The 18,862-nt window shown below is 74.2% G+C and carries 16 protein-coding genes; 5 read left to right on the top strand and 11 right to left on the bottom strand.

Annotation, left to right across the window (positions count from 1 at the left end; all coding sequences use genetic code 11):
• Position 1 precedes the first annotated feature (1 nt).
• From J1M37_RS09100 to J1M37_RS09090, 3 genes are read right to left on the bottom strand one after another with little or no spacing between them, the layout of a single operon-like run.
• Entirely contained in the window at positions 2-895 is an 894-nt protein-coding gene (locus J1M37_RS09100) for a MaoC/PaaZ C-terminal domain-containing protein (protein ID WP_041103818.1), read from the bottom strand.
• A gap of 2 nt (positions 896-897) precedes the next feature.
• Entirely contained in the window at positions 898-2,247 is a 1,350-nt protein-coding gene (locus tag J1M37_RS09095; RefSeq protein WP_049146795.1) for a 3-oxoacyl-ACP reductase, read from the bottom strand.
• 32 nt (positions 2,248-2,279) lie between these two features.
• Positions 2,280-3,623 carry an acetyl-CoA C-acetyltransferase gene (locus J1M37_RS09090; protein ID WP_041103821.1) on the bottom strand — a complete coding sequence of 448 codons (1,344 nt, stop codon included), beginning with the start codon at positions 3,621-3,623 and terminating at the stop codon, positions 2,280-2,282.
• Positions 3,624-3,741: 118 nt separating this feature from the next.
• Between J1M37_RS09090 and J1M37_RS09085 the strand changes: the two genes are divergently transcribed.
• Together J1M37_RS09085 and J1M37_RS09080 are read left to right on the top strand one after the other, a co-directional pair.
• On the top strand, positions 3,742-4,455 hold the full coding sequence (locus J1M37_RS09085) for a TetR/AcrR family transcriptional regulator (protein ID WP_041103822.1): 714 nt from the start codon (positions 3,742-3,744) through the stop codon (positions 4,453-4,455).
• On the top strand, positions 4,452-6,575 hold the full coding sequence (locus J1M37_RS09080) for an acyl-CoA dehydrogenase family protein (protein WP_044658927.1): 2,124 nt from the start codon (positions 4,452-4,454) through the stop codon (positions 6,573-6,575). The genes J1M37_RS09085 and J1M37_RS09080 overlap by 4 nt, the downstream gene beginning before the upstream one ends.
• A gap of 76 nt (positions 6,576-6,651) precedes the next feature.
• Here J1M37_RS09080 and glgA read toward each other — a convergent pair whose 3' ends face one another.
• Positions 6,652-7,848: a glycogen synthase gene (gene glgA, locus J1M37_RS09075; protein ID WP_070709398.1), complete on the bottom strand. Its 1,197-nt coding sequence runs from the start codon at positions 7,846-7,848 to the stop codon at positions 6,652-6,654.
• Positions 7,849-7,961: 113 nt separating this feature from the next.
• On the opposite strand from glgA, the gene glgC reads away from it, so the two are divergent.
• Positions 7,962-9,206: a glucose-1-phosphate adenylyltransferase gene (gene glgC, locus J1M37_RS09070; protein ID WP_206452460.1), complete on the top strand. Its 1,245-nt coding sequence runs from the start codon at positions 7,962-7,964 to the stop codon at positions 9,204-9,206.
• Between the two features lie 103 nt (positions 9,207-9,309).
• Positions 9,310-11,958: an aminopeptidase N gene (gene pepN / locus J1M37_RS09065; protein WP_041103827.1), complete on the top strand. Its 2,649-nt coding sequence runs from the start codon at positions 9,310-9,312 to the stop codon at positions 11,956-11,958.
• A 79-nt stretch (positions 11,959-12,037) separates the two neighbouring features.
• Here the strand turns inward: pepN and J1M37_RS09060 are convergent, their stop codons facing one another.
• The 6 genes from J1M37_RS09060 to J1M37_RS09035 form a co-directional block, all read right to left on the bottom strand.
• Entirely contained in the window at positions 12,038-12,682 is a 645-nt protein-coding gene (locus tag J1M37_RS09060; RefSeq protein ID WP_241250976.1) for a hypothetical protein, read from the bottom strand.
• Positions 12,683-13,055: 373 nt separating this feature from the next.
• Entirely contained in the window at positions 13,056-14,114 is a 1,059-nt protein-coding gene (locus J1M37_RS09055) for a lipoate--protein ligase family protein (protein ID WP_206452459.1), read from the bottom strand.
• 103 nt (positions 14,115-14,217) lie between these two features.
• The gene (locus J1M37_RS09050; RefSeq protein WP_049160177.1) at positions 14,218-14,475 is read right to left on the bottom strand and encodes a type B 50S ribosomal protein L31; all 258 of its coding nucleotides are present in this window, start codon (positions 14,473-14,475) and stop codon (positions 14,218-14,220) included.
• A gap of 109 nt (positions 14,476-14,584) precedes the next feature.
• Entirely contained in the window at positions 14,585-15,427 is an 843-nt protein-coding gene (locus J1M37_RS09045; RefSeq protein WP_206452458.1) for a TrmH family RNA methyltransferase, read from the bottom strand.
• Entirely contained in the window at positions 15,420-16,265 is an 846-nt protein-coding gene (locus tag J1M37_RS09040; protein WP_041103831.1) for a sulfite exporter TauE/SafE family protein, read from the bottom strand. Before J1M37_RS09040 ends, J1M37_RS09045 begins: the two co-directional genes overlap by 8 nt.
• The gene (locus J1M37_RS09035) at positions 16,262-17,086 is read right to left on the bottom strand and encodes an ABC transporter ATP-binding protein (RefSeq protein WP_052520061.1); all 825 of its coding nucleotides are present in this window, start codon (positions 17,084-17,086) and stop codon (positions 16,262-16,264) included. Before J1M37_RS09035 ends, J1M37_RS09040 begins: the two co-directional genes overlap by 4 nt.
• A gap of 86 nt (positions 17,087-17,172) precedes the next feature.
• On the opposite strand from J1M37_RS09035, the gene serB reads away from it, so the two are divergent.
• The gene (gene serB, locus J1M37_RS09030; RefSeq protein WP_063189219.1) at positions 17,173-18,009 is read left to right on the top strand and encodes a phosphoserine phosphatase SerB; all 837 of its coding nucleotides are present in this window, start codon (positions 17,173-17,175) and stop codon (positions 18,007-18,009) included.
• 73 nt (positions 18,010-18,082) lie between these two features.
• On the opposite strand, the gene J1M37_RS09025 is transcribed toward serB, so the two are convergent.
• Positions 18,083-18,841 (bottom strand): SDR family oxidoreductase, encoded by a 759-nt coding sequence (locus J1M37_RS09025; RefSeq protein WP_206452457.1) that lies wholly within the window; start codon positions 18,839-18,841, stop codon positions 18,083-18,085.
• Positions 18,842-18,862 lie beyond the last annotated feature (21 nt).

Here is an 18,862-nt window from a genome sequence, read left to right as displayed (position 1 = left end):
GTCAGGACCCGAGCGGAGTGATCTCCCCGGAGAAGTGCGGGCGCCGGCGCCGCGCATCCCAGCCGCACACGCGCGTGCCGCCGTCGGGCCCGGGCTCGTAGCGGACGGCCACGGTGGTCGGCAGCACGACGGGCGCCTCGAAGTCGATGTGCCAGCGGAACCCGGCGCCGGCCGGCTCCCGGCCCTCGAGCATCCGGGCGGCCAGGAACATCCCGTGGGCGATCGCGCCCTTCATGCCGAACAGGCGGGCCGAGACGCCGGTCAGGTGGATCGGGTTCCAGTCCCCGGAGACGCCCGCGTACCGGCGCCCGGCCCCCGTGCCGAAGCGCCACTGGGCGGTCGGCGTCGGGGGCACGAAGTCCGGGCGGGCGGGCCGCTCGGGACGCAGGCCGGAGAGGTGGACGCCCTTGGCGAGGTACCGGGAGACGCCCTCCCACAGCAGTGCCTCCGCGCCGTCGTCGCCGGGCCCCTCGACGGTCACGACGACGTCCACGGCCGTGCCCGCGTGGTGCGGGACGAGACCCACCGCACGCGCGGTGACGCGCAGGGCGGTCTCAGCCGGGACGGGCCGGTGGTGCAGGACCGTGTTGCTCAGGTGCACCAGCCCGGGCAGGGGCAGCGGGAACTCGGGGTCGGCCATCAGCTCCATGGCCGCGCCGAACACCTGGGTGTGCACCAGGACCGAGGGCAGGTCCGCCGGATCCGCGGACCCGACGGCCCCGCGCCACGCGGTCACGGCCTCGGCCGGGATGCGGTGGCCGGTCACGACCACCTGACGGTCCGGGAGCTCGCGGGGACGGCGCCGACGGACGACGGCGTCCGTGGCGGCCCGCCCGGCGGCCCGGACGTAGAGCCGGCCGAGGGAGGGCGGGGCGGACAGCTGCGTGGTCTGCATCCTCACGCCCCCAGCTTCGACTGGCCGCAGACCCGCAGTGTGGCCCCGTTGGTGCCGCCGGCGGCGTCCGAGGCGAGCCAGGCCACCGTCTCGGCCACGTCCTGCGGCAGGCCGCCCTGCTGCAGCGCGTTGAGCCGCCGGCCCACCTCGCGCGTGGCGAGCGGGATCTTCGCGGTCATCTCGGTCTCGATGAAGCCCGGGGCCACCGCGTTGATCGTGCCCCCGCGGGCCGCGAGGACCGGGGCGGACGCCGCGGTCAGGCCGATGACCCCGGCCTTCGAGGCCGCGTAGTTCGTCTGGCCGCGGTTGCCCGCGATGCCGGAGATGGAGGCGAGGCCCACGATGCGCAGCCCCTGACCCGCCACGTCCCGGGCGTCCTCGGCGAGGAAGGCCTCGTTCATGGCCAGCTGGGCCGTGGTGTTCACGGCGAGGACGGAGTCCCAGCGTGCGGCGTCCATGTTGGCCAGCATCCGGTCCCGGGTGATCCCGGCGTTGTGCACCACCACGTCCATCCGGCCGTGCCGGGTGCGGCAGTGCTCGAGGATGCGCGCGCCGGCGTCCGGCGCCGTGATGTCCAGCGCGAGCGCGGTGCCGCCCACCTCGTTCACGACCTCGGCCAGCGCCTCACCCGCCGCCGGGACGTCCACGCCGACGACGACGGCCCCGTCGCGGGCGAGCGTCCGCACGATGGCGGCGCCGATGCCGCGGGCGGCGCCCGTGACCACGGCGACCTTGCCGGCCAGCGGGCGCGCCGCGTCGGCGGGGACAGCGCCGTCGGCGGTGGCGACGGGCACGAACTGGCCGGAGACGTACGCCGCGCGGCCGGAGAGCAGGAACGCCAGCGCGCCGGCCGCACCGGGGGCGGTGAGCGGAACGCCCTCGCCCAGGACCAGGCCGTTGGCCGTGCCGCCGCGGCGCATCTCGTGCGCGATGGAGCGGGTCAGGCCCGTCACGCCCTGGCGGGCGGCGCGCAGGGTCGGGTCCGTGGCGGACTCGGGGTCCTCGAACACCGTCACCACGCGCGAGGAGGAGCCCAGCGAGCGCAGCGCGCCGCCGATCTCCAGCGCCACCGCGCCGAGGTCCGCGGGCGTGGCGACCCCGTCGAAGCACGCGACGATCGCCGCGTGGCGGGCGCCCTCCCGGGGGGCGTCGGCAACCTCGAGGCCCCACGAGGCCAAGAGGGTGCGGGCGTCCGCGGCTGCGGGGGTCGCGCCCAGGACGAGCACGGAGCCGGGCAGCACGGGGTCGCCGGGGGTGTGCCGGCGCAGCTCGACGGGCTGAGGCAGGCCCAGGGCGCCGGTGAGGCGGCGGCCCAAGGGCGAGGCGACGAAGGTGCCGTAACGGTCGGTCATGGTCGGTCCTCTCGGATCGGGTCGGTCGGGGCTCAGCGGCCGCGCAGCAGGGCGACGATGCCCTGGCCGCCGGCGGCACAGACGGAGATGAGGCCGAGAGAGCCCTCCCCCTTCTCATGCAGCATCTTGGCCAGCAGGGCGACGATGCGGCCGCCGGTCGCGGCGAAGGGGTGACCGGCCGCCAACGAGGAGCCGTGCACGTTGAGCCGGGCGCGGTCCACCGAGCCCAGCGCACCCGGCAGCCCGAGGCGCTCGCGGCAGTACTCCTCGTCCTCCCAGGCGGCGAGCGTGGACAGGACGGTGCCGGCGAACGCCTCGTGGATCTCCACGAAGTCGAGGTCGTCGAGGGTGAGCCCGTGCCGGGCCAGCAGGCGCGGGACGGCGTAGGCGGGGGCCATGAGCAGGCCCTCGTGCCCGTCGACGAAGTCCACGGCGGCGTTCTCCATGTCCACGAACTCGGCGAGCACGGGAAGCCCGCGCTCGGCGGCCCACTCCTCGGAGGAGAGCAGCACCGCGGAGGCGCCGTCGGTGAGCGGGGTGGAGTTGGCCGCCGTCATGGTCGCCTCGTCCCCCAGCTGGCGACCGAACGCGGGCTTCAGGCCGGCCAGCTTCTCCGGCGTGGAGTCGGGGCGGAGGTTGTTGTCGCGGGCCAGGCCGTGGAACGGGGTCACCAGATCGTCCATGTACCCGGCGGCGTACGCGGCGCCGAGGTTCCGGTGGGAGGCCGCGGCGAGCTCGTCCTGGGCCTGACGGGTGATGCCCCACTTGTGGGTGGTCAGGGCCTGGTGCTCGCCCATGGACATGCCGGTGCGCGGCTCGCCCGCGCCGGCCGGCTCGGGCACGAGCTGCCCGGGGCGCAGCTGGGCGAGGGCGCGCAGGCGGTCCTTCGTGGTCTTGGCGGTGTTGAGCTGCAGCAGCACGCGGCGCGCACCGTCGGAGAGCGAGACGGGGGCGTCCGAGATCGAGTCCACGCCGCCGCCGATGGCGGAGTCGAGCTGGCCGAGCCGGATCTTGTTGGCCAGGGTGCCCAGGGCCTCCATGCCGGTGGCGCAGGCCACCTGGACGTCGGCGGCCGGGGTCGCGGCGGAGAGCGCGGAGCCCAGGACGGCCTCGCGGGTGAGGTTGAAGTTGCGCGGGTGCTTGAGGACGGCGCCGGCGGTGACCTGACCGAGGCGCTCGCCCTGGAGCCCGAACCGCGCGACGAGGCCGTCGAGCGTGGCCGTGAGCATCTCCTGGTTCCCGACCTCGGCGTAGGCGGTGTTGGCACGGGCGAACGGGATGCGGTTGCCGCCCAGGATGACGGCGGGGCGCAGCGCTCCGCCGGCGACGGCGGGGCGGGAGGCGGTCTCGGACGCGGGGGTCTCGTGGTGGGTCATGACGGTCCTCTCGACGGCGGGCCCACCGCCGACGCGGCGGGGGCGTTGTCACCCCGGACGATACGGACGTCGGCGGGGTGGGTGACTGTGATCCACAGTACCTGATACGCTCGGTTTCGTGAATCCCGTCACGTCCACCGCCCGGGACGGTCGCAGCGTCCGCTGGGACCGGCACCGCGCCGAGCGCCGTCTGGAACTGGTCCGGGCCGCCCGGTCGGCCGTGCACGCCCTGGGCGCACACGCCTCGATGGAGGAGATCGCGTCCCACGCGGGCACCTCCAAGACCGTCTACTACCGCTATTTCGGCGACCGCGAGGGCCTGCGCCTGGCGGTGTCCGAGCGGGTCACCGCCCACATGGAGCGCCGCCTGCTCGAGGTCGCGGACGAACCGGTCTCCGAACCCGAGGCGCTGCGTCGCATGGTCGAGGTGTATCTCACGGTCGCGGCGACGTCGCCCGAGGTGTACGCGTTCGCCGTCGCCCCGTCCCCCGCCGCGGCCGAGGCCCCTGTGCTGGGCCCGTTCCTCGAGCGCGTCTACGCCATGCTCGAGTCGGGCCTGGCGCGCGGGATGGCCGCGCGGGGCCACGCCCCGGCGCCGGCGGACCCGCTCGCCCTGTGGCCGCGCGCCGCCGTCGGCCTCGTCCGGGCCGCCGCCGAGACCTGGCTGCGGACCCCGGCCGCCGGTCGCATCCCGGTCGAGGCGATGGCCCGCGCCATCGCCGACTGGCTGCTCACCGGCCTCATCGGCGCCGCGCCCGGCGCCGCCCTCGAACCCGCGGCGGCGGACGCCGACCGCGCCCGCCCCCACTCACGAACAGGAGCATCGTCATGACCGTCCACGAGAAGCTCGCCCCCCAGTCCTCGACGCCCAGCACCGAGGTTCCCTCCGACGTCGCCGAGATCGCGCCCGAGCGGCCGACGCCCGGCTCCCTCGACGCCGCGGCCCTCGAGGAGGCCCTCCTCGGCCGCTGGGCCGCGGAGCGCCGCGAATCCCGCGAACTGGTCAAGGATCCCGCCCTGTGGCGCGACCCGCTGCTCGGCATGGACGAGCACCGCGCCCGCGTCCTGCGGCAGCTGGGCGTCCTCGTGGAGCGCAACGCGGTCCACCGCGCCTTCCCGCGCGAGTTCGGCGGCGAGGACAACCACGGCGGCAACCTCGCCGCCTTCGGTGACCTCGTGCTCGCCGACCCCTCCCTGCAGATCAAGGCCGGTGTGCAGTGGGGCCTGTTCAGCTCGGCGATCCTGCACCTGGGCACCGCGGAGCACCACCGCCGGTGGCTGCCGGGCGCGATGGACCTGAGCGTCCCGGGCGCCTTCGCCATGACCGAGATCGGGCACGGCTCGGACGTCGCCTCGATCGCGACGACCGCCACGTACGACGAGGCGACCCAGGAGTTCGTCATCCACACCCCGTTCAAGGGCGCCTGGAAGGACTACCTCGGCAACGCCGCGCTGCACGGCAGGGCGGCCACGGTCTTCGCGCAGCTGATCACCCGGGGCGTCAACCACGGCGTGCACTGCTTCTACGTCCCCATCCGGGACGAGGAGGGCGCCTTCCTGCCCGGCGTGGGCGGCGAGGACGACGGCCTCAAGGGCGGACTGAACGGCATCGACAACGGCCGTCTGCACTTCACTCAGGTCCGCATCCCGCGCACCAACCTCCTCAACCGCTACGGCGACGTGGCCGAGGACGGCACCTACTCCTCGCCCATCGCCTCCCCCGGGCGTCGCTTCTTCACGATGCTCGGCACGCTCGTCCAGGGCCGCGTCTCCCTGTCCCTCGCCGCCACCACGGCCTCCTTCCTCGGCCTGCACGGTGCGCTGGCCTACGCGGAGCAGCGCCGCCAGTTCAAGGCCTCCGACCCGCAGCGGGAGGAGGTGCTGCTGGACTACCAGAACCACCAGCGCCGCCTCATCGACCGCCTGGCCCGCGCCTACGCGGACGCCTTCGCCTCCAACGAGCTCGTCGAGAAGTTCGACGACGTCTTCTCGGGCCGCTCCGACACGGACGTGGACCGGCAGGAGCTCGAGACGCTCGCCGCGGCCGTGAAGCCGCTGACCACGTGGCACGCCCTGGACACCCTGCAGGAGGCCCGCGAGGCGTGCGGCGGCGCCGGGTTCCTCGCCGAGAACCGGGTGGCCCAGATGCGCGCCGACCTGGACGTGTACGTCACGTTCGAGGGCGACAACACGGTGCTCCTGCAGCTCGTGGGCAAGCGTCTGCTGACCGACTACTCGAAGGAGTTCGGACGTCTCAATGTGGGCGCCGTCTCCCGCTACGTGGTCCATCAGGCCTCGGACGCCCTCCACCGTGCGGGCCTGCACAAGGCCGTCCAGTCCGTGGCCGACGGCGGGTCCGAGCGCCGCTCGGCGAACTGGTTCAAGGACCCCGCCGTCCAGCATGAGCTGCTCACCGAGCGCGTCCGTGCCAAGACCGCCGACATCGCCGGCACCCTCTCGGGGGCCCGGGGCAAGGGCCAGGCGGCGCAGGCGGAGGCGTTCAACACGCGCCAGCACGAGCTCATCGAGGCCGCCCGCAACCACGGCGAGCTTCTGCAGTGGGAGGCCTTCACCCGCGCCCTGGAGGGCATCACGGATGAGACCACGAAGACCGTCCTGACGTGGCTGCGCGACCTGTTCGCGCTGCGCCTCATCGAGGACGACCTCGGCTGGTTCGTGGCCCACGGCCGCGTCTCGAGCCAGCGCGCCCGGGCCCTGCGCGGCTACGTCAACCGGCTGGCCGAGCGGCTGCGCCCCTTCGCCCTCGAGCTCGTCGAGTCGTTCGGCCTCGAGCCCGAGCACCTGCGCATGGCGGTGGCCACGGACGCCGAGACCCAGCGCCAGGAGGAGGCCCACGCCTGGTTCACGGCCCGCCGGGCCGCCGGCGAGGAGCCGGAGGATGAGAAGGCCGTGCGCGCCCGCGAGAAGGCGGCGCGGGGTCGCCGCGGCTGACCGTGGCCGTCCCCGGACGCACACGGGCCCCCGTCACCTCGCGGTGGCGGGGGCCCGTGTGCGTGGTCGGGCGGGCTCAGCGCAGCACGGCCTCGTAGACCTCGATCGTGCGCTCCGCGATGGTCTCCCACGAGAAGTGCTCGATCGCGCGGGCCCGGCCGGCCTCACCCATCGCGCGGGCGCGCTCCGGGTCCTCCACGACGCGGGTGAGCGCGGCCGCGAAGTCGGCGGCGAACCTCTCCTCGTCCACGGGCGCCCCCGTGCCGTCGTCGACCTGCTCGAAGGGGACGAGCAGGCCGGTCTCGCCGTCCTGCACGACCTCCGGGATGCCGCCCACGGCGGAGGCGACGACGGCGGTGCCGCACGCCATCGCCTCGAGGTTGACGATGCCCAGCGGCTCGTAGACCGAGGGGCAGGCGAACACGGTGGCGGCCGTGAGGATCTCCATCACCTCGTGGCGCGGGATCATCCCCTCGATCACGACGACGCCCTGGCGGGTGCGCCGCAGCTCGGCGATCAACCCGTTCACCTCGTGCGCCAGCTCCGCGGTGTCCGGGGCGCCTACGCACAGCACGAGCTGGACGTCCTCCGGCAGTCGCAGGGCCGCACGGAGCAGGTGGGGCACGCCCTTCTGGCGCGTGATGCGGCCGACGAACGCGACGGAGGGCTTGTCCGGGTCGATCCCGTACTTCTCCAGTGCGGCGGTGCCGGTCTGCGGGGTCCAGACCTGGGTGTCGATGCCGTTGTGGACCGTGTGCACCTTGGTCGGGTCCACGTCCGGGTAGCAGGCCAGGATGTCCCGACGCATGCCGTCCGAGACCGCGATGACCGCGTCCGCCCCGAGGTAGGCCGTGCGCTCGGCCCAGCTGGACAGGGCGTAGCCGCCGCCGAGCTGCTCCGCCTTCCAGGGGCGCAGCGGCTCGAGGGAGTGCGCGGAGAGGACGTGGGGGGTCTCGTGCAGGAGCTTGCCGAGGTGGCCGGCCAGGTTGGCGTACCAGGTGTGGGAGTGGATGACGTCGGCGCCCTCGAGGTCGCCGAGGATCGTGAGGTCGGTGGCCAGGGTCTGCACGGCCCCGTTGGCGGCGTCGAACCCGGGCGGGTTCGGGTACGTCAGGACGCGGGCCCCGTGGTAGTCCGGGTCGCGCGGCTCGCCGAAGGCGTGCACGCGGACGTCGGCACGGGAGGCGAGGACGCGGGTCAGCTCGGCGACGTGGACGCCGGCACCGCCGTAGATGGACGGGGGGAACTCTTTGCTCACGATGTCGATGCGCACGCCCCCAACCTAGTTCAGCCCGGCGGGGGTCGATAGTCTGGCGGCACGGATGCCCCGCACGCCCAGAGCACGCGTGCGGGTCGCGACGACCCGGCTCACGAGGAGTGACGCAGATGGTGCAGAAGAAGGTCCTCTCGGTCGTGCTGGCGGGCGGTGAGGGCAAGCGTCTGATGCCGCTGACGGCCGACCGTGCCAAGCCTGCCGTCCCGTTCGGCGGCACGTACCGCCTCATCGACTTCGCGCTGTCCAACCTGGTCAACAGCCGGTACCGCGAGATCGTCGTGCTGACGCAGTACAAGTCGCACTCGCTGGACCGCCACATCTCCGAGACGTGGCGGATGTCCACGCTGCTGAACAACTACGTGGCCTCCGTGCCGGCGCAGCAGCGCCGGGGCAAGGACTGGTTCACGGGCAGCGCGAACGCCATCTACCAGTCCATGAACCTGATCCACGACGCACGGCCGGACATCGTCGTCGTCATCGGCGCGGACCACGTCTACCACATGGACTTCCAGCAGATGGTGGACCAGCACATCGCCTCGGGGGCCAAGGCGACCGTGGCCGCGGTGCGCCAGCCGCTCGAGCTGGCCTCCTCGTTCGGGGTGATCGAGACGGACCCGCAGGACAGGACGCGGATCTCGGCGTTCGTGGAGAAGCCGGAGACGACCCCCGGCCTGCCGGACGACCCCACGCAGTTCCTGGCCTCGATGGGCAACTACGTGTTCGACACGGACGCCCTCGTGGCGGCGCTGAACCAGGACGAGGAGAACCCCGAGTCGAACAACGACATGGGCGGGGACATCATCCCGCTGTTCGTGGAGCGCGGCGAGGCCGGGGTGTACGACTTCACCACCAACGAGGTGCCCGGCGGCACGGCCGGCAAGCACTACTGGCGGGACGTCGGCACCCTGGACTCCTACTACGACGCGCACATGGACCTGGTGCAGCCGTGGCCGGAGTTCAACCTCTACAACCGCGAGTGGCCGCTCTACACCCGCCAGTCCGTCTCCCCGCCCGCCAAGCTCGTGCGCTCGTCCACCCGCCGCCCCGGCTCGGCGAACGACTCGATCCTCTCCCAGGGTGTGGTCATCTCCGGGGGCACCGTGGCCCAGTCCGTGCTCTCCACGGACGTGCGCGTGCACAACGAGGCGTGGGTGGAGCAGTCGGTGCTGCTGGACTCCGTCGTGATCGGCGAGGGGGCCCACGTGCGCAACGCGATCCTGGACAAGAACGTGGTCGTGCCCCCGGGCGCGCGCATCGGCTTCGACCGGGCGGAGGACGAGGCGAACGGCTACACCGTGACAGAATCCGGCCTGACGGTGCTCTCCAAGGGCCAGCCCGTCCCGAAGCCGCACTGACGCGGCCCCGGGCCGCCGGTCCCGGACCACCGCCGACGCGCGGGCACGCCCCGGTGTGTCCGCGCGTCGCCGTCCCCGCTGGATCCCCGACCGGAGGCTCGCCTTGACCGACACCACCCCCGACCTCGACGCCACCAACGTCACCCGCGCTGAGGCCGCGGACCGCTCCCGCCTGCTCACGGTGCAGGACTACGTCGTGGACGTGGACCTCTCCGACGCCCGGGACGCCGCGACCGACACCTATCCGGTCCGCACCGTGATCCGCTTCGCGTGCGCCGAGCCCGGCGCGCAGACCCACCTGGACTGGATCCACGGCGGTGTGGAGTCGGTGACCCTCAACGGCACGGCGCTGGACGTGGCCGAGGTCGTGGGCGGGGCCCGGGTGCTGCTGCCCGACCTGGCGGCGCAGAACGTGGTCGAGCTGGTCGGCCGTTCCGTGTACTCCCGGTCGGGCGAGGGCCTGCACCGCTTCACGGACCCCGCTGACGGCGAGGTCTACCTCTACACCCAGTACGAGCCCGCCGACGCGCGCCGCGTGTTCCCGGACTTCGAGCAGCCGGATCTCAAGGCCGCCTTCACCTTCTCCCTCACCGGACCCGCGGACTGGGTGCTGGCCTCGAACCGGCCGGAGGTGTCCCGGACGCCGGCCGGGGACGGTGTCGTCCGGGTGGAGTTCGCCCCGACGCTCCCCCAGTCCACCTACATCACGACGCTGCTCGCCGGCCCCTATGCGCAGTGGGAGGACGCCTGGGACGGTCACCCGGCCAGCGGTGCGCAGGCCGTGCCGCTGCGGCTGTTCACCCGGCGCACGATGGCCGACGCGTTCGACCCCGTGGCCGTGTTCGACGTGACCAAGCGGGGGCTGACGTTCTTCCACGACCTCTTCGGCGTCGCGTATCCGTGGGGCAAGTACGACCAGGCGTTCGTGCCCGAGTACAACCTCGGCGCCATGGAGAACCCGGGCCTCGTGACCTTCACCGAGGACTTCGTGTTCACCTCGCGGGCCACCGCGGTCCAGTACGAGGGCCGGGCCAACGTGATCCTGCACGAGATGGCGCACATGTGGTTCGGCGACCTCGTGACGATGCACTGGTGGGACGACCTGTGGCTCAAGGAGTCGTTCGCGGACTACATGGGCGCCCTCGGCGTGGACGAGGCCACCGACTTCCGGACCGCATGGGTGACCTTCGCGTCCCGCCGCAAGGCCTGGGCGTACGTGCAGGACCAGATGCCGACGACGCACCCCATCGTCGCGGACATCGTCGACCTCGAGGCCGCCCGTCAGAACTTCGACGGCATCACCTACGCCAAGGGCGCCTCCGTGCTCAAGCAGCTGGCCGCCTACGTGGGCCGTGCGGCGTTCCTCGACGCCGCGCACCGCTACTTCGCCGCCCACGCGTGGGGCAACGCCTCCCTCGCCGACTTCATGGCCGCGCTCGAGGCCGCCTCGGGGCGGGACATGCGCGCATGGGCGGACGCGTGGCTGCACACCTCCGGCGTGCCCCGCCTGCGGGTCGACGTCGACGGCGACGCCCCGGTGCTGCGCCAGGAGGGCACGGACCCGGTCACGGGCGAGTCGATCCTCCGCCCACACGTGCTGAAGGTCGGCGTCTTCACGCCCGGGCAGGACGGCGTCCTGCGCCGCACCGCCCAGGTCACCGCCGACGTGCCGGGCGGGGCGGAGCGCGCGGCCGTGCCCCTGCCGGACCTCGAGGTCCCCGGGGGCGTCCGCCTCGTGCTGCCCAACGACGAGGACCTCACCTACGCCGCCGTCGCGCTCGACGCGGGGTCGCTGCGCGCGGCCCTGACCCACCCCATCGCGGACCCGCTCGCGGAGGCCACCGTGTGGGCCGCCCTGTGGTCGATGACCCGCGACGGCGAGCTGCCGGTCGCCCGGTTCCTCGACGCGATGGCGACGCTGTCCGCGCGGATCGCGACCGTGGGCGTGCACGCGCAGGTGCTGGCGCAGGCCGCCGCGGCCGTGGGCCAGTACGCCCGCGCCGAGGACCGGGACGCGCTGCGCGCCCTGGTGGGCGAGGTGCTGGCCGAACAGACCCGGACGCTCGAGGCCGGCTCCGACCGCCAGCGCACCGCGGCCCGCACGTGGGCGACGCTGGCGCGGGCCGACGTCGGGATGGCCGCGGCCCTCGAGGCCGCCCTGCTCGGCGAGGACGCGGCGACGTCGGCGCCGGGCCTGGCGATCGACGCGGAGCTGCGCTGGCTCGTGCTCCAGGCCCTCGCCGCGACCGGCCGGGCCGACCAGGACCGCCTGGACGCGGAGCTCGAGGCCGGCCGCACCGCCCAGACGGTCACGTGGCATCGCCTCGCCACGGCCGCCCGCCCCGATGCCGAGGTCAAGGCCGCGGCGTGGGAGGCGGTCATGTCCGGTCGCACGGCCACTGGCACGGAGCTGTCCAACGACCTGCTCTCGGCCACGGCGGCCGGCTTCGCCGCGGGCGAGGTCGAGCTCCTCGCCCCCTACGAGTCCGGCTTCTGGCCGCGCCTGACCTCGGTGTGGGCCTCACGATCCAACGGGCTGGCCTCGCGCGCGATCGGCGGGCTGTTCCCGGGCCGCCAGGACGCGGTGGCCGGCGACGCGGACGCGCAGGAGTCGCACCCGACGCTGGCCGCGGCCCAGCGCTGGCTGGACGAGCACCCCGACGCCCCGGGGGCCCTGCGGCGCCTGGTCGTGGAGCACACGGACGCCCTGCGGCGGTCCCTGCGCGTGCAGGCGGCGCAGCCGGCGGGCTGAGCGGTAAGTCCTCCCGCGCAGAGTGGTCACGACACGCCGCCTCCCCTCGGGCGAGACGGCGTGTCGTGACCATTCCAGCTCAGGGCGCGGCGACGCGGAGCACGCGTTCCCGGCCCACCCGGCGCAGGCCCACGGCGTCGGCGGCGCGCTGGGCGTCCCGGTCGCGCATCCCCACCCGCTCGACGACGACGGGCCGCGTCTCCAGCACGGCCGTCAGTTCGGCGTGGCGCGCCACGTGCGCGGCCCCGCCGTCCGGGTCGAGAGACAGCGCCTGCCGGTCGGCCGCGTGGAGCCAGACCGCCGACACGTCCTCCACCGGGCCGCGCAGGTGCGCGCCGAGGGAGGCGTCGTCGAGCAGGTCGGAGACGTCGGCGTCCGCGAGGCGGGCCACGAGTGCGGGTGGCCCGGCGACCACCGCGGTCGTGTGGAGCAGGACCACGTGCAGCAGCTCCGGGTCGGCGTCCGCGGCGGGCGCGAGCACGACGCCCGGGTCCTCCCACGCCGTCGGCGCGACGCCGAGTCCCGCGGCCAGCCCGGTCCGCAGCGCGGCGGTCGCGTCGGCGCCCAGCACGTCGGCCGGCGCGACCGTGCCGAGGGCCAGCGGGTGGACGCCGAGCAGCCGGTTCAGGGCGCGGGCCTCGCGGTGCGCCCGGTCCACGAGGGCGGCCAGCTCGGGCGAGGTCTCCCCCACCAGCGGCAGCTCGCGCAACGTTGCGGCACCCACCGGCACCCCGGCCTCGGCCGCGACCGCTGCCAGCGCGTCCCAGTGTCGCGTCTCCTCCTGGGCAGGCGTGCGGCCGCCGCCCGGCTCGTCCAGCCGCGGTCCGTGAGCAGAGGCACGCGGCGGCCGGAGGCCAGCTCCAGCTCGAGGGCGCAGTGGACGTCCACGGTCGACCGTGGGCGCCCCGGGGCGTCGGAGCGGGCGATCAGGCGGACGGGGGCGTCGTCGTCGGGGGTCATGGTCCGATCCTGACAGAGCCGCCCCGCCACACCTCGACGCGTCGGGGGCGGTTTCGGGCGGTATTCACGTCGAATACCACCGCAAACCGCCCCCGGACGGAAGCGTGCCGGACGGTGCCGGGACGCCGTCAGGCGGCTCAGGGCACCCGCGCGGTCCACTCCGGGGTCGCGAACTTGGTGCGGGCCAGCTGCTCGGCCTCCTCGCGGGTGGCCTCGTCCAGCTCGACGCGGCGGGCGCCGTAGCGCTCCTGGAAGGTGGTCATCATGGTCTCCCAGATCTTGGCGCGGGAGACGCCGGTCTGGCGGCGGAGCGGGTCCACCCGCTTCTTCGCCGAGGCCACCCCCTTGCCGCGCAGCTTCTCCCGGCCGATGCGCAGCACCTCGAGCATCTTGTCCGCGTCGATGTCGTAGCTCATCGTCACGTGGTGCAGCAGTCCGGCCGTGCCCACCCGCTTCTGCGCGGCGCCGCCGATCTTCCCCTGGTCCGTGGCGATGTCGTTGAGCGGCTGGTAGAACGCGTGCACGCCGAGTCGGGAGAGCGCGTCCATGGTCCACTCGTCCAGGAACGGGTAGGTCTCCGCCGTCTCCAGCCCGTCGACCAGCGACGACGGGACGTGCATCGAGTACGTGACGCAGTTGTCCGCCTCCATGAACATCGCGCCGCCGCCGGAGATCCGCCGCACCACGTTGATGCCGTGCCGCCGCGCCCCCTCGGGGTCCACCTCGTTGGCGAGCGACTGGAAGGCGCCGATCACCACGGCCGGCTCGTTCCACTGCCACAGGCGCAGGGTCGGCTTGCGACGTCCCTCGGCCACCTGCCGGGTGAGCACCTCGTCCAGGGCCACGGTGAGCGCGATCGGCATCGGCTCCGGCCCGATGACCTCCCACTCGTGGTCCCCCCACGTGGTCGCCTTGCCGAGGGCCCGACGCACGGCCGAGGCCACCGCGAAGGCGTCCACGCCGAACAGCTCGGCCTCGGGTCGCAGACCCCGCTCGACGGCCTCCCGGATGACGCGGTGCTCGGCGTCCGCGGACAGCCCGGCCACCGCCGCGTTGAGGTCCTCGAGCGCCTCGTCCGGCTCGAGGAAGAAGTCGCCGTTGATGCTCGCGGTCGCGATCCGGCCGTCCGCGAGGCTCAGGTCCGCCGCGACCAGCTTGCCGCCGATCACCTTGTATTCACCGTGGAGAGTCCTCATGCCCGTCAGCCTACGGGCGACGCGACGGGCCCCGCACCGCCCGGATCGCTCCGTGGGCGCGGGGCCCGTCGTCGTGGTGGGCGTGCGGCTCAGGCCGCCGCGGTCACTTCTTGCCGCCGAAGCCCTTGAAGCGGGCGTTGAAGCGCTCGACGCGGCCGGCGGTGTCCATGATGCGCTGCTTGCCCGTGTAGAACGGGTGCGAGGCGGCCGAGATCTCGACGTCGATCACCGGGTAGGTGTTGCCATCGGTCCACTCCGCGGTCTTCTCGGAGTTCGCGGTGGTGCGGGTGAGGATCTTCTCACCGGAGGCGAGGTCGTTGAAGATGACGTAGCGGTAATCCGGGTGGATCTCAGACTTCATGGTGCATCCTTCGTGTCAGCCGCCTGATTGGGACCAGGGGCGCGAGAGGTGTGGTCAGGGGGTCCGCCGGACGGCGGGCCAGCCGCCCACTCTACCGCACCCGGGCCGGTCAGCGCGCGCGCAGCTCCCACAGCGCGACCGCCGCGGCCGCGGCCACGTTCAGCGAGTCGACGCCGGCGGGCATGGGGATGACGACGTCGGCGTCGGTCTGGGCGAGGGTCTCGGGCCGGACCCCCGGCCCCTCCTGGCCGAGGACGAGGGCCAGACGCTCGGCGGTCCGCAGCGGCTCGATCCGAGCGGAGTCCAGGCCCACGGCCCGCTCCGTCACCTCGAGGGCGGCCACCGCGAACCCGGCCGCCCGCAGCGCGGGCAGCGACTCGGCGACCGGACCGGGCAGGCGCGCCCACGGCAGGCGGAACACCGTGCCCATCGAGACGCGGATGGCGCGCCGGTACAGCGGGTCGGCGGCCTGCGGGGTGAGCAGCAGTGCGTCCCAGCCGAGGGCGACGGCGGAGCGCACCACGGCGCCCAGGTTCGTGTGGTCCACGAGGTCCTCGGCGATGAGCACGCGCCGGGCGCCCGCGAGGACGTCGGCGAGCGGCCGGGGCGCGGGGCGGTCCATCGCGGCCAGGGCGCCGCGGTGCAGGTGGAAGCCGGTGAGGGCCTCGAGCACGTCGTCGGGTCCGGTGAAGACCGGGACGTCCGGATGGGCGGCGAGCACGTCCGCGAAGGACCCGCGGTAGCGGTCCCCCAGCAGGAAGGAGCGCGGGGTGTGTCCGGCGTCCAGCGCGCGGCGGACCACCTGGGAGGACTCGGCGAGGAAGACGCCGTGCTCCGCGTCGACGCGACGGCGCAGGGCCGCGTCCGTCATGGTCGTGTAGGGGGCCAGGCGGGGGTCGGCGAGGTCCTCGATCCGCTCCAGGCGCACCTCGCGGGTCCCGCCCTCACCCACCCGAGACCTGCCGCATCACCATGACCACCAGCCCGGCCAGGCCCACGATCACGATGGTGACGCGCAGGGCCGTCGGCGAGATGCGCCGCCCGATCCGCGCGCCCACGAGCCCGCCCACGAGCGAGGAGAGCGCGATCAACAGCACGGCCCGCCAGTCGATGCGGTCGAAGGCGAACACCAGGTAGAACGCCGCGGCGGTGAGGTTGACCACCAGCGACAGCCACGTCTTCACGGCGTTGGCGTGCACGAGGGTGCCGCCCACCAGCAGCACGCCGAAGATCGCCATGAGCATGACGCCCTGGGCGGCCACGAAGTAGCCGCCGTAGATGCCGGTCAGGAACACGAGCGTCCACAGCGTCGGGGTCACGGGGCCCACCGGCACGGGAGAGTCCGCGCCGGGGGTCGGTCCCTGGTCCTCCGCCCGACGCCGGACCCACCCCTGGATGCGCGGCTGCAGCACGACGACCGTCAGGGCCACCACGAGCAGCACCGGCGCGACGTAGCCGAACACGGCCGGGGGCAGCGTGGTGAGCAGGGCGGCGCCGATGACCCCGCCGAGCAGGGACGCGACGGTCAGCTTCGGCAGGAGCGCCCGGGACTGGGCCAGCTCGCGGCGGTACCCGTACGTGCCGGAGAAGCCCGAGGCCACCAGGCCCATCGCGTTGGAGACCTGGGCCGTCACGGGCGGGAACCCGACCGCCACGAGCGTCGGGAAGGTGACGAGCGTGCCCGAGCCGATCACCGAGTTGATCGTGCCGGCCCAGAACCCCGCGAGCAGCACGAGCAGGACCTGCCACAGGTCCATGCCCAGCAGCTGCGCGGTCAGCAGCCCCGTCACCGGGCCACGGCGGTGTACCGACCGCCGGTGCGGGTCACCTTCAGGTCCGTGCCGAACGCCGCGGAGAGGTGCTCCTCGGTGAGCGTCGACTCGATGGGCCCGGCCGCCACGACGCCGCCGTCCCGCAGCAGCAGGGCATGCGTGAAGCCCGGGGGCACCTCCTCGAGGTGGTGCGTGACGAGGACCAGCGCGGGCGCGTCCTCGTCCGTGGCGAGCGCCGTCAGCTGGCGCACGAGGTCCTCCCGCCCGGCGAGGTCCAGGCCCGCGGCGGGCTCGTCCAGCAGGAGCAGCTCGGGATCGGTCATCAGGGCACGGGCGATGAGCACGCGCTTGCGCTCACCGTCGGAGAGGGTGCCGAACGCGCGGTGCGCGAGGCGGGAGAGCCCCCAGGTCGCCACGAGGCCGAGCGCGCGGGCGCGATCCTCCGTCTCGTACCGCTCGCGCCACGTGCCGGTGATCCCGTAGGCGGCGGTGACGACGGCGTCCTGCACGGTCTCGTTCGCGGGCACCTGGGCGGCGAGCTGGGCGGAGGACAGGCCGATGCGCGGGCGCAGCTCGAACACGTCGACGGCGCCGAGCACCTCGTCCAGCACGCCGACGTCGCCGGCGGTCGGGTGCAGGCGGGCCGCAGCCAGCTGGAGCAGCGTGGACTTGCCGGCGCCGTTCGGGCCCATCACGATCCACCGCTGCCCCGCGCGGACCGTCCAGTCCAGGGGGCCGAGGATGTCGGTGGTGCCGCGGCGCACGCGCACGCGGCGCATCTGCAGCACGGCGTCCTCATCCGGGAGGAACCAGTCGTCGGGAGGCGCGGGGGTGGTCATGGGGGCCAGCCTAGTCCGGCCGGCCGGCGCGTCGCCGATGCGACGCACGCCCGGCCGCGCCCGCACCCCCGCCTAGGATGCCGCGCATGAGCACCCTGCGCCGCCTCGTCGTCACCGCCGACCCCGCCCTCCTCGTCACGGACGCGCCCCCGGCCGGCGTGCCCGACGACGCCGAGCGGCTCACCGACGACGGCCTGCTGGGCTGGCGCTTCGCCGCGGACGAGTGGGCGGCGGCCCCGGAGCCGGGCTCCGGGTGGGACGTGCTCACGGTGCCGGCGACGGTCGCCGCCGCGCCGGCGCCCCTCGTGGTGACGGACGTGGACTCCACGCTGATCCGGCAGGAGGTCATCGAGCTGCTCGCCGCCCACGCCGGCCGCGAGGCCGAGGTCGCCGAGGTGACGGAGCGGGCGATGCGCGGTGAGCTCGACTTCGCCGCCTCGCTGCACGCGCGCGTCGAGGCGCTCGCGGGGCTGCCCGTGGGCGTCGTGGCGGACGTGGTGCGGGCCATCCGGCCCACCGACGGAGCCCTCGCGCTGATCGAGGCCGTCACCGCGGCCGGCGGCCGGGTGTGCGCGGTCTCCGGCGGCTTCACCCAGGTGCTCGCCCCGCTGGCCGAGGTGTGGGGCGTGCACGCCTACTGCGCCAACGAGCTCGAGGTGCGGGACGGGCACCTGACGGGGAAGGTGCTCGGCGACGTCGTGGACCGCGCGGCGAAGGCCGCCATGCTGCGCGCCTGGGCCGAGGACGCGGGGCTCACCCCCGAGCAGGCCGTCGGCGTGGGCGACGGCGCCAACGACATCGATCTGCTCGAGGCGGCCGGCTGCGGCGTGGCGCTGTGCGCGAAGCCGATCCTCCGGGAGCACGCGGACGTCGTCGTCGACGTGCCCTCCTTCACCCCCCTGCGGTGGCTCCTCGGTCTCTGAGGCGTCCGCTCCCGGAGGTCACGAGGGCCGGATCCCACGGATCCGGCCCTCGTCGTCTGGGGTGTGGTGGGGTTCAGTCCTGCCCGAGGAAGTCCTCGGCGCCGCCCACGAGCTCGGTGTGGCCGACCTCGAGGCCCTCGCGGCCCACGAGGGAGGCGATCTCGGCGGCGAACTCCTCCACGGTGTAGAGCTTGCCGGCGGCCTCGCGGCGGGCCTCGATGGCACCGGGCTCGGCGCGGTCGAGCAGGGTGGCGGTGATGGTGCCCTCGATCATGTCGCCGGAGACCACCACGAAGCCCACGCCCTTCTCGGTGAACGCGGGGATGCGCTCGCGCAGGGCGTCCTCGCCGGCGCGCTTGGAGCGGGCCACGGGCTCGTAGGAGTCCATCGTGGCGACCTCGTCGATGAAGTGCGCCTGGTGGGAGGTCACGAACACGATCTGCCCGCCGGCACCCATGCGCTCGAGCGCGGCGTCGGCCAGCGCGGCCTGGGCGTCACGGTTGAGCTTCAGGGCGTAGTCCTCGCCGAACTGGGACTCCATGCCGCCCGAGGCGTTGAGCACCAGCACGTCGAGCGAGCCGAAGTGCTCCACGGCGGCGTCCAGCAGCGCGGCCCGGTCCTCGGCGACGGTCACGTCGCCGCCCACGGCCACGGCGCGGCCGCCGGTCTCCTCGATCTTCTGCACCACCTTGTTCGCGCGCGGCGCCTTCTGGCGGTAGTTCACCACGACGCCCGCGCCGCGGGCGGCCAGCAGCTCGGCGGTGGCGGCTCCGATGCCGCGGGAGGAGCCGGTGACGACGACGCCGCGTCCGGCCAGGTCCTGCTCGGTCATGTTCTGTGCTTCCTGTCTGCT

Source organism: Micrococcus sp. KRD012, from assembly GCF_017168555.1.
In the GTDB taxonomy this organism is placed as follows: domain Bacteria; phylum Actinomycetota; class Actinomycetes; order Actinomycetales; family Micrococcaceae; genus Micrococcus; species Micrococcus luteus.
Note: the sequence above shows the minus strand (reverse complement) of the source record. Positions and strands in the feature narration are given on the sequence as shown.

Bases quoted from the DNA above. Each gene is read 5' to 3' on its own strand.
- J1M37_RS09035 (WP_052520061.1), bottom strand. From the start codon at position 17,086: ATGACCACCCCCGCGCCTCCCGACGACTGGTTCCTCCCGGATGAGGAC.
- J1M37_RS09025 (WP_206452457.1), bottom strand. From the start codon at position 18,841: ATGACCGAGCAGGACCTGGCCGGACGCGGCGTCGTCGTCACCGGCTCC.
- J1M37_RS09050 (WP_049160177.1), bottom strand. From the start codon at position 14,475: ATGAAGTCTGAGATCCACCCGGATTACCGCTACGTCATCTTCAACGAC.
- J1M37_RS09090 (WP_041103821.1), bottom strand. From the start codon at position 3,623: ATGACCCACCACGAGACCCCCGCGTCCGAGACCGCCTCCCGCCCCGCC.
- J1M37_RS09100 (WP_041103818.1), bottom strand. From the start codon at position 895: ATGCAGACCACGCAGCTGTCCGCCCCGCCCTCCCTCGGCCGGCTCTAC.
- J1M37_RS09055 (WP_206452459.1), bottom strand. From the start codon at position 14,114: ATGAGGACTCTCCACGGTGAATACAAGGTGATCGGCGGCAAGCTGGTC.
- glgC (WP_206452460.1), top strand. From the start codon at position 7,962: ATGGTGCAGAAGAAGGTCCTCTCGGTCGTGCTGGCGGGCGGTGAGGGC.
- J1M37_RS09080 (WP_044658927.1), top strand. From the start codon at position 4,452: ATGACCGTCCACGAGAAGCTCGCCCCCCAGTCCTCGACGCCCAGCACC.
- serB (WP_063189219.1), top strand. From the start codon at position 17,173: ATGAGCACCCTGCGCCGCCTCGTCGTCACCGCCGACCCCGCCCTCCTC.
- J1M37_RS09095 (WP_049146795.1), bottom strand. From the start codon at position 2,247: ATGACCGACCGTTACGGCACCTTCGTCGCCTCGCCCTTGGGCCGCCGC.